Origin of the sequence: Xenorhabdus sp. BG5, from assembly GCF_015163665.1 — a bacterium.
Taxonomy (GTDB): domain Bacteria; phylum Pseudomonadota; class Gammaproteobacteria; order Enterobacterales; family Enterobacteriaceae; genus Xenorhabdus.
This window is the reverse complement of sequence record NZ_JADEUG010000005.1, coordinates 87,986-101,762: the sequence shown is the minus strand read 5'-3', so window position 1 is coordinate 101,762 and position 13,777 is coordinate 87,986. Positions and strand designations below refer to the sequence as shown.

General features: G+C 41.5%; 12 protein-coding genes and 2 tRNA genes. 4 read left to right on the top strand and 10 right to left on the bottom strand.

The window, feature by feature from the left end; all coding sequences use genetic code 11:
• The first annotated feature begins 32 nt into the window (after positions 1–32).
• On the top strand, positions 33–1,091 hold the full coding sequence (locus IQ209_RS04520) for a L,D-transpeptidase family protein (RefSeq protein ID WP_193849394.1): 1,059 nt from the start codon (positions 33–35) through the stop codon (positions 1,089–1,091).
• A gap of 92 nt (positions 1,092–1,183) precedes the next feature.
• Here the strand turns inward: IQ209_RS04520 and IQ209_RS04515 are convergent, their stop codons facing one another.
• The 5 genes from IQ209_RS04515 to IQ209_RS04495 form a co-directional block, all read right to left on the bottom strand.
• The gene (locus IQ209_RS04515; RefSeq protein ID WP_047770169.1) at positions 1,184–1,420 is read right to left on the bottom strand and encodes a major outer membrane lipoprotein; all 237 of its coding nucleotides are present in this window, start codon (positions 1,418–1,420) and stop codon (positions 1,184–1,186) included.
• A gap of 405 nt (positions 1,421–1,825) precedes the next feature.
• The gene (gene pykF, locus IQ209_RS04510) at positions 1,826–3,235 is read right to left on the bottom strand and encodes a pyruvate kinase PykF (protein ID WP_193849392.1); all 1,410 of its coding nucleotides are present in this window, start codon (positions 3,233–3,235) and stop codon (positions 1,826–1,828) included.
• 519 nt (positions 3,236–3,754) lie between these two features.
• Positions 3,755–3,831, bottom strand: a tRNA-Val gene (locus tag IQ209_RS04505).
• Between the two features lie 34 nt (positions 3,832–3,865).
• Positions 3,866–3,942 (bottom strand) — tRNA-Val (locus IQ209_RS04500).
• Positions 3,943–4,102: 160 nt separating this feature from the next.
• Positions 4,103–5,476, bottom strand: coding sequence for an MATE family efflux transporter (locus IQ209_RS04495; protein WP_193849390.1), 1,374 nt, complete (start codon positions 5,474–5,476; stop codon positions 4,103–4,105).
• Between the two features lie 307 nt (positions 5,477–5,783).
• Between IQ209_RS04495 and IQ209_RS04490 the strand changes: the two genes are divergently transcribed.
• Positions 5,784–6,428, top strand: coding sequence for a riboflavin synthase subunit alpha (locus IQ209_RS04490; RefSeq protein WP_193849389.1), 645 nt, complete (start codon positions 5,784–5,786; stop codon positions 6,426–6,428).
• Positions 6,429–6,507: 79 nt separating this feature from the next.
• On the opposite strand, the gene cfa is transcribed toward IQ209_RS04490, so the two are convergent.
• Both cfa and punC read right to left on the bottom strand, forming a co-directional pair.
• The gene (gene cfa, locus IQ209_RS04485; RefSeq protein WP_193849387.1) at positions 6,508–7,659 is read right to left on the bottom strand and encodes a cyclopropane fatty acyl phospholipid synthase; all 1,152 of its coding nucleotides are present in this window, start codon (positions 7,657–7,659) and stop codon (positions 6,508–6,510) included.
• Positions 7,660–7,970: 311 nt separating this feature from the next.
• Entirely contained in the window at positions 7,971–9,158 is a 1,188-nt protein-coding gene (gene punC / locus IQ209_RS04480) for a purine nucleoside transporter PunC (RefSeq protein WP_193849461.1), read from the bottom strand.
• 123 nt (positions 9,159–9,281) lie between these two features.
• Here punC and punR point away from each other — a divergent pair, with 123 nt between their 5' ends.
• Positions 9,282–10,190: a DNA-binding transcriptional activator PunR gene (gene punR / locus IQ209_RS04475; protein WP_193849385.1), complete on the top strand. Its 909-nt coding sequence runs from the start codon at positions 9,282–9,284 to the stop codon at positions 10,188–10,190.
• Between the two features lie 3 nt (positions 10,191–10,193).
• On the opposite strand, the gene purR is transcribed toward punR, so the two are convergent.
• Positions 10,194–11,219 carry an HTH-type transcriptional repressor PurR gene (gene purR / locus IQ209_RS04470; protein ID WP_193849383.1) on the bottom strand — a complete coding sequence of 342 codons (1,026 nt, stop codon included), beginning with the start codon at positions 11,217–11,219 and terminating at the stop codon, positions 10,194–10,196.
• A 500-nt stretch (positions 11,220–11,719) separates the two neighbouring features.
• On the bottom strand, positions 11,720–12,298 hold the full coding sequence (sodB, locus tag IQ209_RS04465) for a superoxide dismutase [Fe] (protein ID WP_193849381.1): 579 nt from the start codon (positions 12,296–12,298) through the stop codon (positions 11,720–11,722).
• Between the two features lie 362 nt (positions 12,299–12,660).
• Between sodB and IQ209_RS04460 the strand changes: the two genes are divergently transcribed.
• The gene (locus IQ209_RS04460; protein ID WP_193849378.1) at positions 12,661–13,041 is read left to right on the top strand and encodes a Grx4 family monothiol glutaredoxin; all 381 of its coding nucleotides are present in this window, start codon (positions 12,661–12,663) and stop codon (positions 13,039–13,041) included.
• A 71-nt stretch (positions 13,042–13,112) separates the two neighbouring features.
• Here the strand turns inward: IQ209_RS04460 and rnt are convergent, their stop codons facing one another.
• Positions 13,113–13,763, bottom strand: a complete 651-nt coding sequence (gene rnt, locus IQ209_RS04455; RefSeq protein ID WP_193849376.1) for a ribonuclease T — start codon at positions 13,761–13,763, stop codon at positions 13,113–13,115.
• Positions 13,764–13,777 lie beyond the last annotated feature (14 nt).

The following is a 13,777-nucleotide window of genomic DNA, read 5'->3' as shown; positions in this document are numbered from 1 at the left end:
AACATTCAAAGCATCATTTTCAGGAAGCACGTATGAAGCGATTTTTAACTGTTATCGGCATGTTCTTGATTGGCATGTTGTCGTTAAGTGGATTGACTAATATCGCCCATGCTATCGAGTACCCATTGCCTCCTGCTAATAGCCGTCTGATTGGCGAAAATTCCGCCTATATTGTGCCTGATGATGGACGTCCGCTAGAATCCATTGCAGCCAAATACCAAATAGGATTATTGGCGATGTTGGAAGCAAATCCTGGCGTTGATCCCTATTTACCTAAACCTGGCACTGAGTTAATTATTCCATCGCAGATGTTGTTGCCGGACACTCCCCGCCAGGGAATTATTATCAATCTGGCCGAACTTAGGCTCTATTATTTCCCTGAGGGAAAAAATGTTGTCGTTGTATACCCTATTGGGATAGGTCAACTTGGACGTAACACGCCGACAATGACAACGTCAGTCAGCCAATTGATCAAGAACCCGACATGGACACCAACCGTTAATATTCGCAAGGATTACGCTAGTCGGGGAATTATTTTGCCTGCTGTAATCCCCGCAGGTCCAGATAATCCAATGGGGGATTTTGCCTTACGTTTGGCCGCTGGGCGTGGTGAATATCTGATCCATGGCACAAATGCGGATTTTGGCATTGGTATGCGTGTCAGTTCAGGATGTATTCGTTTGCGGCCTGACGATATTGAAAATTTGTTTCGGACTGTTCCACGAGGAACGCGTGTTCAGGTCATTAATGAACCAGTGAAATATGCTATAGAGCCAGATGGTAAGCGCTATGTGGAAGTTCATCAGCCACTTTCTAATAAAGAGGCTGATGATCCGCAAACAATGCCAGTTCCACGTTCTGAAGGCTTAGTGAAGTTCATTAATAATCGTGAAACAGATGAATTCCTTGTTGATCAAGCCATTATTCGTCGTTCAGGCATGCCAGTGCGGGTAAATACAGGACGGGTTACAAATAGCCAAGAGGAAAAGACGATTTTAAGACCAATTGAGGATACGATCGGCCTCGAAATTAAACCCGCTAAGATACCGCCATTACATCAACCAGGGCCAATTTATCAACCTGACGCTTAAGAAATTGGGAAAGATAGGGTGGTAAGCAAAAATAGAAATGGCGTACCACTGTACGCCATTTGTTATCAAACAATTTCTACCTACTATAAAGATTATTTCTTGTATGAACGAACTTGGTTATCAAGGCGCTGATTCGCACGAGCAGCTTCGTCTCTGGCCGATTGTACATCAGAACGAATAGAACTGAGATCACTGCTCAACTGGTCAACTTTGGAACCGAGAGTTTGAACTTGAGAAGCGAGTTGTTCAACTTTAGTTGCGCTTGAGCAACCCGCTAACAGAGTAGAAGCCAGAATTACTGCACCAAATACCACTTTAGTACGATTCATCACATTACCCTCTAGATTAAGTTAATCTCCAAGTAGCCATCTAAGTATTACACAAACTATTTTAGAAAGAGAATAAATTTTTGCTACGAAAAAAATTCAGCGTAAACAAAGTGTGAATTATCTGTTTAATTGTTTTGATAATAAAAGGATAATTGAATCAATATTGTTAAATTAATATGAATTATTGTTATGTAAAAGATCAGCAGATCTAAACATAATTGAATGAAAATAGTAAAATATTCTTGTACTGAATAACATTTTGAAAGAAGAATATTAATAGTTCACCATGATGATGGTGCACGGTAGAAATATAAAAAGCCCAATTTGCATAATACAAATATGGGCTTCTTTATGATCTCAGTACTGACCAAATTTAAACAGTGCTGTTGTTTAGCTTATTTAAGCTTACAGCACGTGAACAGAGGAAGTGTTTGTGGTGCCACTTGGCACTAATGCACCGGAAACCATGACAACGATATCTCCTTTGTGTGCCATACCACTTGCCAATGCAGCTTCTTTACCAATACGATAAAAATCATCGGTAGAGGCGATTTCTTTGACAATCTGAGTGGAAACACCTTTGACCAACAGCAATTGACGAGCAGTGATTTCATTCGTTGTCAACGCAAGGATTGAGGCATTGGGGAAATATTTGCGGATAGATCTTGCAGACTTACCACCATATGTTGCCACGACAATTAATGGAGCTTCCAATTTTTCTGCAATTTCAACCGCACCACGGCACACGGCTTCGGTAACGCGCAGCTTCTGAGTCCTGGTATGCTCAATTTTGCTGCCCATAACGCGATCTGTACGTTCACAGATTGTTGCCATGATGGAAACGGCTTCAACAGGGTATTTTCCTTTCGCACTTTCACCAGAAAGCATTACCGCATCAGTACCATCTAAAATAGCGTTAGCAACGTCGCCGGCTTCAGCGCGGGTAGGGCGTGGGTTTTTGATCATTGAATCCAGCATCTGGGTGGCAGTGATAACAACTTTACGAGCTGCATTACATTTTTCGATCATCATTTTTTGCGCGAAGATAACTTCTTCTACAGGAATCTCAACACCCAGATCACCACGGGCAACCATGATACCGTCAGACGCTTCGAGAATTTCATCGAAGTTATTCAGGCCTTCCTGGTTTTCGATTTTAGAAATGATTTGGATGTGTTCGCCGCCATGAGCTTTCAGGTGCTCACGGATTTCCAGTACATCGGAACGCTTACGGATAAAAGACGCTGCAACGAAATCCACGCCTTGCTCACAACCAAAGATCAAATCCTGTTTATCTTTTTCTGCCAGTGCAGGCAGGTTGATAGAAACATTTGGCAGGTTAACGCCTTTGTTTTCACCCAAATCACCGTTATTCAATACCTCACAGATGACTTCAGTTGCGGTAGTTTCTTTAACTGTCATGGCGATCAAACCATCATCAACCAATATGGTGTTTCCTGGTTTCAGATCTTCTGGCAGGCCGACATAAGTCACGGCGACACGCTCTCGATTGCCAATCACAGATTTATCTGTTGTAAAGGTGAAAGTTTGGCCCGCTGTAAGGGAGACGTCATTGCCATCTTCCAGCTTCATGGTGCGGATTTCAGGACCCTTAGTATCCAGTAAGATTGCGGCTTTTTTGCCAGTTTTTGCTACGACCGCGCGAATGTTTTTAATACGCTGACCATGCTCTTCGTAGTCACCGTGAGAAAAGTTCAGGCGCATCACATTCATACCAGCATTAAGCAATTCGGTCAATTTCTCTTCGGATTCTGTTTTTGGCCCGATAGTACAAACAATTTTGGTTTTTTTCATGACAATCTATCTACTGATTTAATGGATTAAAAGAGTGAATCGCTAGCTATTCACATTTATGCCCGCATCATCTGGTGTTTTGAGTTGCGCAACATAGTGAAAAACGGGTAGCAATCGAAAGTGAATAGTAGTAAGCGTCAAATGGTTTTTCAGCATGAAGTTCGGTATGTGCAGATATGCGGATTTAGTTCGACTAATCATCTGTAATTTTTTCTGGATTCGGTAAATTAATTAGCTGAAACCATTCAACTCATGACATAGGCGTATTATAGAGACTAATTTCTGTGAAATGAATCAAAAAATAGCGCTTGAACGGATTTCTATACAGAAAAGAGGAGATAGCCATGGTTCATGATTAAAGAAATCAGAGAGTTGTTGCGCAAATAAAACATCATTGAGTTTTTAGTACACAGATAGATTGGGTAACAATCAAGTTCATGAGTATAAAAGGGGATTGGAATGAAAAAAATCGGAAAAAGGTGACTCGTATAAGAAAGGCGTGAAGTGATGAATTAGATATGGTGCGTCCGAGTGGACTCGAACCACCGACCCCCACCATGTCAAGGTGGTGCTCTAACCAACTGAGCTACGGACGCACATCAAGATTCTATTTTCTGTCAACCAGATATTTGGTGCGTCCGAGTGGACTCGAACCACCGACCCCCACCATGTCAAGGTGGTGCTCTAACCAACTGAGCTACGGACGCAATCTAAATTTCTGTGGTTGACAACGGGGACGAATATTAACGAGCACTGAGCCTTCTGGCAAGGGGAAAAATGCAAATTCTTGTTCAACTGCTCGCATTTACATCTTTTAGCATGAATTCGCAGCTTTTTCCCCTTGTATTGGTAACTTAATATACTGAATTAACGAGTGGAACGTTTCAGAACATAATGGGCTGGCTGTTTTTGTGTCCATAAAATACGGTAACCCATCATGAATGCTGATGCGGTTAAACCGATAATAAACCCAATCCAAAAACCCTGTGGCCCCATCGGCTTAGTGACATAATCAGTCAATGCCAGAATATAGCCACTAGGCAGTCCTAAGAGCCAATAAGCAATAAAAGTGATAAAGAAAATAGAACGTGTATCCTTGTATCCGCGCAATACCCCTGATCCAATGACCTGAATTGCATCAGAAAGCTGGTAAATAGCAGCAAACAGCATTAAGTGGGAGGCAAGAGTAACGACCTCAGGGTTATCGTTGTACATAAACGCAATGTGTTTGCTAAACAATACCGTGAAGGTCGCTGTCATGCAGGCAGTCATTAAGCCAACAATAATACTCGTATATGCGGATATCTTAGCGCCTTCTGTTGATTGTTGTCCCAGGTTGTAGCCAACGCGAATGGTGGCGGCTATCCCCAATGACAGTGGAAACATAAACATCATGGAGCTGAAGTTGAGTGATATCTGATGCCCTGCAACGGCCACGACACCGAGTGGAGAGACCAACAGCGAGACGACAGCAAACAGAGTAACCTCAAAAAACATCGCTAAAGCGATAGGCAGGCCAAGCAGTGCAATACGTTTTTGCGTATGCCATTCAGGTCCCACAAATTTGTTGAATGTTTGGATATCTTTTTGGGAAGGAGAATGCTTCACATAGACAAGCAGCAACAGGAACATAATCCAGTAAACGGTTGCTGTTGCAACACCACAACCGACACCACCTAATGCAGGCGCACCAAATTTACCGTAAATAAAAATATAGTTAACGGGAATATTGACCAGTAGTCCAGCAAGGCCTATGACCATTGCTGGTTTGGTTTTCGATAATCCTTCACATTGACCACGTAAAACTTGATAAAACAAATAACCTGGCGCTCCCCACATGATGGCATGGATAAATTCCGTGGCTTTTTGTGCCAATATAGGATCGATGTTATGTTGTGCTTCTATAATAAATCGGCTGTTATACAGTATTGCGATGGTCAAGATAGAGAGAAATGTTGCAAGCCAAAATCCTTGCTGAATTTGGCCTGCAACATTTTTTCTCTGACCAGATCCATTCATGTGTGCCACGATTGGCGTCAAGGCGAGCAATAAACCTTGGCCAAACAGAATGGTTGGCAGCCAAATTGATGTACCAACAGCAACAGCTGACATTTCAACAGCACCAGCTTTACCTGCCATGACGGTATCGACGAAACCCATCGCAGTTTGTGAAAACTGTGCAATGACGACGGGGATCCCTAAAGCGAGCAAACTACGCGCTTCATTTAAATATTTCTGCACGTACTACACCTTTTTTGATTGAAAATTAACGAGAAAAACAAGAAATATTTTTGCGAGCAAACGATGTTAATAAAAATATATCGCTTATAAGCTGCCATATTGTATAGGACTCATTTTATTAATCCAATCATTGCACGATGTTTATAGTCAATATGATTGAAGCAACGCTCAACTGAAACTAAACTCAACCAAAATAATGCATTAAATAAAATGGTATTTAAACAGAGTCATGTTTAAACGAAATGCTGTTTAAAAGTGGTGAGTAGGTTAAACTAATCCGCTAGATGAAATTATTAAAGAGGTTCCCATGTTTACAGGTATCGTTCAGGGAAAAGCACCGATAGTTGCTATTGATGAAAAAATGCATTTTCGGACCCATGTTGTTAAATTTCCGGCTGAATTATTACCCGGAATTGAAACGGGAGCTTCTGTTTCCCACAACGGTTGTTGTCTGACTATAACTAAGATCGACGGTGATTTAATCAGTTTTGATTTAATGAAAGAAACATTACGTCTGACCAATCTTGGTGAGCTTAGGGTCGGTGACGTAGTTAATCTGGAAAGGGCCGCTAAATTTGGTGATGAAATTGGTGGGCATTTGATGTCCGGTCATGTTATTACAACAGCAGAAATTGCCAAGATCTTCACGTCTGAAAATAACCATGAAATATGGTTTCGAATTCACGATAAACAGTTAATGAAATATATCCTGCATAAAGGATTTGTGGGTATTGACGGTATTAGCCTAACAATTGGAGATGTAGTCAATAATCGCTTCTGCGTTCATTTAATTCCAGAAACATTGGAACGCACAACTTTGGGCAAAAAACGTCTTGGTGAAAAGGTTAATATTGAAATTGATCCACAAACCCAAGCGATTGTAGATACCGTTGAACGGGTGATGGCTCAGAAAGAGCAAGAAAAATTATTGTCACAGACTGAAGAACAATAAAAAATCTTTCTAGATTCGATAAAATACGAAAGCTACAGAAAAACGATTTCTGTAGCTTCAAGTATTCCGTTATGGGGAGCTATCTAGGTACTCTTAATCCTTTTTCAATGCCTCGCGGACTAAAGACTATCTGCCATAACTGTATATCTCTTGCACGGAATGCACCTGCACAGGCGTTCAGATAATAACTGAACATCCGTTTGAAGCGTGGGCTATAGTTATGCTCTATTTCATGCCAACTGGCGATAAATCGCTCATACCATGCCATCAATGTCCGGTCATAATCAGCCCCAAAATTGTGCCAATCTTCCATGACAAACTTTCCGGTAGTTGCTTTGGCAATTTTGGCGCTCGATGGTAAGCAGCCGTTGGGAAAAATATATTTGCTTATCCATGCATCGGAGCCTAATTTATCAATATTGGAACCGATGGTATGAAGAAGGAACAGACCATCAGGTTTTAAGTTATTTTTCACTATATTGAAATAATTGTCATAATTTTTAGGGCCTACGTGCTCGAACATGCCGACAGATACAACGCGATCAAACTGAAGGTTAAGGTTTCGGTAATCTTCAAGGATAATTTTTACATTTAGATCTTTGCAGCGTTCCTGTGCATACTTTTGTTGCTCGGCTGAAATTGTTACCCCTGTGACAGATACACCGTAGTTTTCTGCCGCGTAGGCGCCCAAACCTCCCCATCCACAACCGATATCCAATAAAGTCATGCCTGGAGACAGTTGTAGTTTTTCGCAAATCAGGCGCAGCTTATGAGATTGTGCTTCTTCCAGTGTGTTGGCATCTTTCCAATAACCGCAAGAATATTGCATGTGAGGATCAAGCATTCGAGTAAACAGGTCATTACCTAAATTATAATGTTCCTCACCTACAATCCAGGCACGTTTGGGAGATTGTAAATTAAATATACGAGAGATGATTATCTTGAAGATATCTTTGACATTTTTAGGAATACGATGTTCTAAACCTGCCCGCAATACTTTGTAAAAGAAAATATCAAGGCGATCACATTCCCACCAGCCATCCATATAACTCTCACCCAGCCCCAAGGAGCCTTCTTTCAATACGCGCTTATAAAAGTCAGGATTTTTAATACGTATGTCGAAAGGGCGCTTGCCATTGATATCAATATCAGTTTCCTGAAGCAATTCATGGGCGATCCTATGCCAAGGATCAGTGATTGTTTTTTTACCTTCAACGAAAGACGAACTCATATACTCTCCAACATTTGTGTGATGGAATTTTGAGGTGTCACTTTGTAGCTGATTTTTATTATATAAAACCTCGAAGGTTTATTGGAAAATAACATAGAAATTGCATTGAAAAGCACATATTGCCTATTCATCCTGAAATTAAATAGAGCGTCAATGCTCTGAAGGACCTCAAATTCCGAGTTTTTAGAATAATGAATCCGTATGAGTATATGAGTGAAATGATATTTAAACAATCACCTAAAGGTCACATAATGGCGTAACCTTTAGATAATAATGTTCTTAACTATTATTTTTTTGGAAAATCATTGTATTTATGCTTGGTGGCTTTTTTCAACATCTTGTTTTTGCAGCCAATAACCGACAGCCATTGGAACAACTGTAAGCGCCATTATTGTTGTCGTCGATAAAAGAGGGTATTCCATAAATACAGAAACGAGCATACTCGCAACAAAACAGAGGCCCAATTGCAGGGCATTTTGTAATGCAGCCGCTTTACCACTATCCTGGGGATAAACAGACAGAGCATTTGCTACTGCAATTGGATAGGATGCACCATTCATTGCTGCCATCACACAAAAAGGAATAAGAATGGCGATAAATGAAGGTTCACTTAATATGGAAATCAAACAAATAATGATCATGCTTACAGCATAGCCCACCAACAGAAATGGGAATACCGTTTCACTTTTTACTTTTTCCAGTAAGATACGGCAACCATACCCGCCAATCATAAATGCCAGAGTTTGGGGAATATAACTTAAGCCAATATCGGTAGGATCATAACCCATATCTTTCAAAATTGTGGGTGAACCCGTTAGCCAGGCAAAAAAACCGGCACTGCAAGATGCGTAGATCAATACATTTCCGTTAAAAACTGGGGAAGTTAATAACGTAAAGAAAGACACTGCCTTTTTATCAGCGTGGGTTTCGATATTAGTACGTTTATTAGTCAAGAAAAATGTTGGTATTAACAGCAATATCGTTACGATCATTAAAACAAGGAAAATGACTCTCCAGCCATTATGCGTTAATAACCATGCGCCCAACAAAGGAGCAAGAGCAGGGGAAAGAGCAACCAAGGGCATGATCATGGCAAAAACCCGTTTGGTACGTTCTGCATCATATCTGTCGACGACTAAAGCTTGCCAAGTCACCGCAGCGGAACAAACGCCAACCGCTTGCATAAATCTCAATACCAGTAACTGAATCGGACCCGTTATCCAAAGCATACCTAAACAGCTAATGGAAAACAGGGATAGGCCGATAATAAGAACGGGTTTTCTGCCTAAACGGTCAGACAATTGACCCCATAAAAGTTGTGCAAATGCAAATCCGGCAAGAAAAATGCTAAGGCTCGCACTGATAGCACTAGTTGATGTACCTAATTCTGCTTTCATTGCATCAAAAGCGGGCAGATACATATCAATGGCCAAATAGCCTAACATGCTTAAGCCCGCGAGATAAGACATAAATGGCATGGCGTTTTTATTTGTTGTCATTGTGTTAATAATTAGGTTTTGTAGTGGATAAGGAATTATTCGGCTTATTTTATATAGCATGATTTTTACTTGTGAAACGGTAATATTTGCACCATGCTGTGAAAAAAATTGAAAGGAAGATATATGTGGTCTGAATACTCTCTGGAAGTCGTTGATGCTGTTGCCAGAACAGGAAGTTTCAGCGCGGCTGCATCAGAACTTCATCGTGTGCCTTCTGCTGTCAGCTATACGGTAAAACAGCTTGAAGAATGGCTGGCAGTACCTCTGTTTGAACGTCGTCATCGTGATGTCGATTTAACGGAAGCGGGGGTAATTTTTGTCAAAGAAGCGCGTTCTGTTATCAAAAAAATGAATCACACTCGGCACCAGTGTCAACAGGTTGCCAATGGTTGGCGAGGGCAATTTAGTATTGCGGTTGATCAGGTCGTAAAACCAGAGCGAACGCTTCGGCTAATTTTGGATTTTTATCGCCATTTTCCAGATATTGAGTTACTTATCTATCCTGAAGTTTTCAATGGCGTATGGGATGCTCTGGTGGATGGACGAGTGGATATCGCCATCGGCGCGACACGAGCTTCCCCTGTTGGTGAGCGATATAGCTTCAGGGATATGGGGTTCATGCCTTGGCTGTGTGTAGCCAGTCCTGAACACGAACTGGCAGTAATATCGGGAAAATTGAATGATGACCAAATGCGACCTTATCCCAGTTTATGCCTTGAAGACACCTCACGCAGCTTACCTAAGCGTGATACATGGGCTTTGGATAATCAGCGGCGATTGATTGTTCCTGATTGGGATGTTGGATTAAGTTGCTTGATGGATGGATTGTGTGTAGGTATGGTGCCCAAACACCGTGCGCAACCGCTGATCCGTAAAGGCAAGCTGATTACACTTGAACTCGAACAACCATTGCCTGACAGCCCATGCTGCTTAACATGGTCGCAAAAAAGCCATTCACCGGCATTAAGCTGGTTACTTGATTATCTGGGGGATAGCGAAACGCTTAATGCTGAATGGCTGCAAGAAAATTAACTGTCAGCGGCGATAATCGATAAAAGGTCCATCTGCAACAGAGCGCCGTTCAACAAGGCGTGGGTGGACTTCGATAGTTTGTGCATCCTCACGTTTATTGATGATCCTGTCCAGTAACATTGAAAAGGCCATTTGCCCTAAACGCTCTTTGGGTTGATGGATAGTTGTCAATGCTGGCGTAAAATAGCGAGCATTGCGAATATTATCATAACCGATGATTGAAATGTCTTGTGGAACGCGCAATCCCAACTCATCAGCTGCACAAATCGCTCCCATAGCCATGACATCTCCACCACAAAAAACAGCAGTTGGACGATGTTTTTGATTCAGGATCTTGTACATAGCTTGATAACCGGACTCAGGTTCAAAATCACCTTGTACAATCCACTCATCCCGAATAGCGATATTGGCCTCTTTTAGTGCTTTGAGGAAACCTTGGTGGCGCCCCCCTCCTGTATTTCTTGCCAATGGCCCAGGAATAGATGCAATATCACGATGACCACGTTCAATGAGATAACGGCCAGCCAGGTAACCACCATGAAAGGCATTATCAATAATTGCATCGGTAAAATCGCCTCTGGATTCTCCCCAATCCATGACCACCATAGGAATATTACGATAGCCTTCCAACATGCTCAAAAGTTGCTCAGGGTATTCTGAACACATTACCAGCAAACCATCTACTCGCTTTTGCGCGAGCATTGCGAGATACGCTTTCTGTTTATCAAGGTTGTTATGAGAATTACATAAAATCAGGGTATAACCTTTGCTATAGCAGCTATTTTCAACCGATTCTATGATCTCAGCAAAGTATGGCGCTTCACTTGATGTTGCCAGCAATCCAATGGATTTGGTGTGGTTAACCTTTAAGCTGCGAGCAACCGCACTGGGAGAATAGTGCAATTCTTTAATAGCGACCCAAACTGCGGCCTTTGTATCTTCGGCGACGAAACGGGTTTTATTGATAACATGGGATACGGTTGTGGTTGAAACACCAGCGCGTTTGGCCACATCTTTAATCGTTGCCATGAAAAAAGGACTCCTGACCTTCTGGTCTAATTTATATACCCTTTATCTTTCTTGTCGGGTATAGCTATTTGTTAATCGTTTACCAATATATTTATATACAGGGTGATGATTGGTAATAATTTAGCGGTAAACCTTGAATTTTGTCTGATCTAGCTCAAAAGTGAAAGTAATAATCGATGCTATAAAGAGTATGGATTAAATCTTGCGGTATGATTTTTAGATAGTATGGCAAATAACCGCTTAAAATTTAGGATGTTGAGGTGTCTTAATTTTCACATTGAGGATGTTCTATGGATACAGATCTGAAATTGGGATTATTGGCCGCTAGTAGTGCATTAATCATGATTGTTTTTCTGGGGAGTCTCTGCCTGATCTGATCAAGATCTAAAAGAATTTGTAGCCCCACTTATCTTAAGGGCGGGTTTTCCAACATGCGCAATACCGCAAATAAAGGAAAAGCCCGCCCTTATTATTTCAAACTAGTATAAGAATTAATCTTATTAAGCTAAGTTTTCTTCAACAAAGTTCCAGTTGACCAGAGCCCAGAAGTGCTCCAAATATTGAGGGCGAGCATTGCGGTAATCGATATAATATGCGTGCTCCCAAACATCAACAGTCAGCACTGGCTTATCTTCGCCAGTCAATGGCGTTGCTGCATTAGAAGTGTTAACGATAGCCAGAGTACCATCAGCTTTCTTGACTAACCAAGTCCAACCAGAACCAAAGTTTTTCAGGGCTGCATCAGTGAATTGCTGTTTAAATTCAGCAAAAGAGCCGAAAGCATTGTTGATAGCCTCTGCTATTTTTCCGGTGGGTTCGCCTCCCCCATTTGGTGACAGGCTATGCCAGTAGAAAGTATGATTCCAAACTTGTGCTGCGTTATTGAAGATGCCACCTTCAGATGTTTTGATAATTTCTTCCAGAGATTTGCCAGCAAATTCAGTCTCTTTAATCAGATTATTCAGGTTTACAACATAAGCGTTGTGATGTTTGCCGTAGTGATATTCCAGAGTTTCTGCAGAAATGTGTGGTTCCAGGGCATCTTTGGCATAAGGTAATGCTGGTAATTCAAAAGACATTGCATGCTCCTTTTTAATATCGGGTTTTTGGCTCTGCAAACCATGGCTTAGACACTCACCATGGAACAGGGCAAATTTAAGCTTATTATCGTGTTACTATTTTGATAATTATCTTAACAACTTTTCTGCTAAATAACAGGGAAAAAGATGCTATAAAGCTGCGAACTGGTGCAGAACTGAACTTAACATGGATTGGATACAGTCAGTTGGAATGAAAATATCTAATGCTCATTTGTGGCAAGTCATGGCAAAAATTTGCCATATAAAGTTCACGGTAGAAAAATTAGCGTAGAAAGTGGTATTCTGAATCAATCTTTATCTTATGCTGATAAATAGCGCGTGCAGTTTTTAAGGAAGCAAAAATGACTAATATTAATACAAACACTAATACGGTTACTGATACAACGGCTGATGCAGTCATTGAAAAAATCGAACGCCAGATCAGAGAAAACCCAATTCTGTTGTACATGAAAGGTTCGCCGAAATTGCCAAGCTGTGGCTTCTCTGCACAGGCAGTTCAGGCTTTATCCGCTTGTGGTGAACGTTTTGCTTATGTGGATATTCTGCAAAATCCAGATATCCGTGCTCAATTACCTAAATATGCAAATTGGCCGACTTTTCCTCAGCTTTGGATTGATGGTGAGTTGGTGGGAGGGTGTGACATTCTTGTTGAGATGTATCAACGCGGTGAACTACAAACACTGATTAAAGAGACTGCCGATAAATATCGTGAGCAGGAATAAAGTCAGTCATTCATCTGAATAATGGTTACCTTTCATAGCCCCATACCAATTAAAGTATGGGGCTTGCTTTTTTAGGATTCGCAGCTGGCTGTATCAGCAGATGATAGCGGCCAACCACCTAGCCGTTTCCAGCGATTAACCAGTTCACAGAAAAGCAGGGCAGTTCGATCAGTATCATAAAGAGCGCTATGGGCCTGATTGCTGTCAAACGGAATTTCCGCTGTGATGCAGGCTTTGGCAAGAATTGTCTGACCAAGAACCAAGCCACTGAGTGCAGCGGTATCAAAAGTAGCGAACGGATGGAATGGATTGCGTTTCAAACCAGCACGTTCAGCAGCGGCCATGACAAAACTGTGATCAAAATTGGCATTATGAGCGACTATAATTGCACGGTTACAATTCGTGTCTTTCATGCCCTTGCGGATCATTTTAAAAATTGCGTGTAAGGCAGTATATTCACTGACAGCTCCTCGCAAGGGGTTTGTAGGATCAATGCCAGTGAAAGCGAGAGCGGCAGGATCAAGATTAGCCCCTTCAAAAGGCTCGATATGAAAATGCAGCGTATTGGCAGGTGTTAGCCAACCATCTTCATCCATTTTTAAAGTAGTTGCAGCAATTTCAAGTAAAGCGTCTGTACGCGCATTAAAACCAGCGGTTTCGACATCAATAACAACGGGATAGTAGCCACGAAAGCGCCCACTTAGCATATTTTGATTAGACATCTGATTTTCAGTTC

What these genes read in the sequence shown, in the direction of transcription:
- cfa (WP_193849387.1), bottom strand. Translation starts at nt 7,659, where the DNA reads ATGAGTTCGTCTTTCGTTGAAGGTAAAAAAACAATCACTGATCCTTGG.
- punR (WP_193849385.1), top strand. Translation starts at nt 9,282, where the DNA reads ATGTGGTCTGAATACTCTCTGGAAGTCGTTGATGCTGTTGCCAGAACA.
- purR (WP_193849383.1), bottom strand. Translation starts at nt 11,219, where the DNA reads ATGGCAACGATTAAAGATGTGGCCAAACGCGCTGGTGTTTCAACCACA.
- IQ209_RS04490 (WP_193849389.1), top strand. Translation starts at nt 5,784, where the DNA reads ATGTTTACAGGTATCGTTCAGGGAAAAGCACCGATAGTTGCTATTGAT.
- IQ209_RS04520 (WP_193849394.1), top strand. Translation starts at nt 33, where the DNA reads ATGAAGCGATTTTTAACTGTTATCGGCATGTTCTTGATTGGCATGTTG.
- rnt (WP_193849376.1), bottom strand. Translation starts at nt 13,763, where the DNA reads ATGTCTAATCAAAATATGCTAAGTGGGCGCTTTCGTGGCTACTATCCC.
- pykF (WP_193849392.1), bottom strand. Translation starts at nt 3,235, where the DNA reads ATGAAAAAAACCAAAATTGTTTGTACTATCGGGCCAAAAACAGAATCC.
- punC (WP_193849461.1), bottom strand. Translation starts at nt 9,158, where the DNA reads ATGACAACAAATAAAAACGCCATGCCATTTATGTCTTATCTCGCGGGC.
- IQ209_RS04460 (WP_193849378.1), top strand. Translation starts at nt 12,661, where the DNA reads ATGACTAATATTAATACAAACACTAATACGGTTACTGATACAACGGCT.
- sodB (WP_193849381.1), bottom strand. Translation starts at nt 12,298, where the DNA reads ATGTCTTTTGAATTACCAGCATTACCTTATGCCAAAGATGCCCTGGAA.
- IQ209_RS04515 (WP_047770169.1), bottom strand. Translation starts at nt 1,420, where the DNA reads ATGAATCGTACTAAAGTGGTATTTGGTGCAGTAATTCTGGCTTCTACT.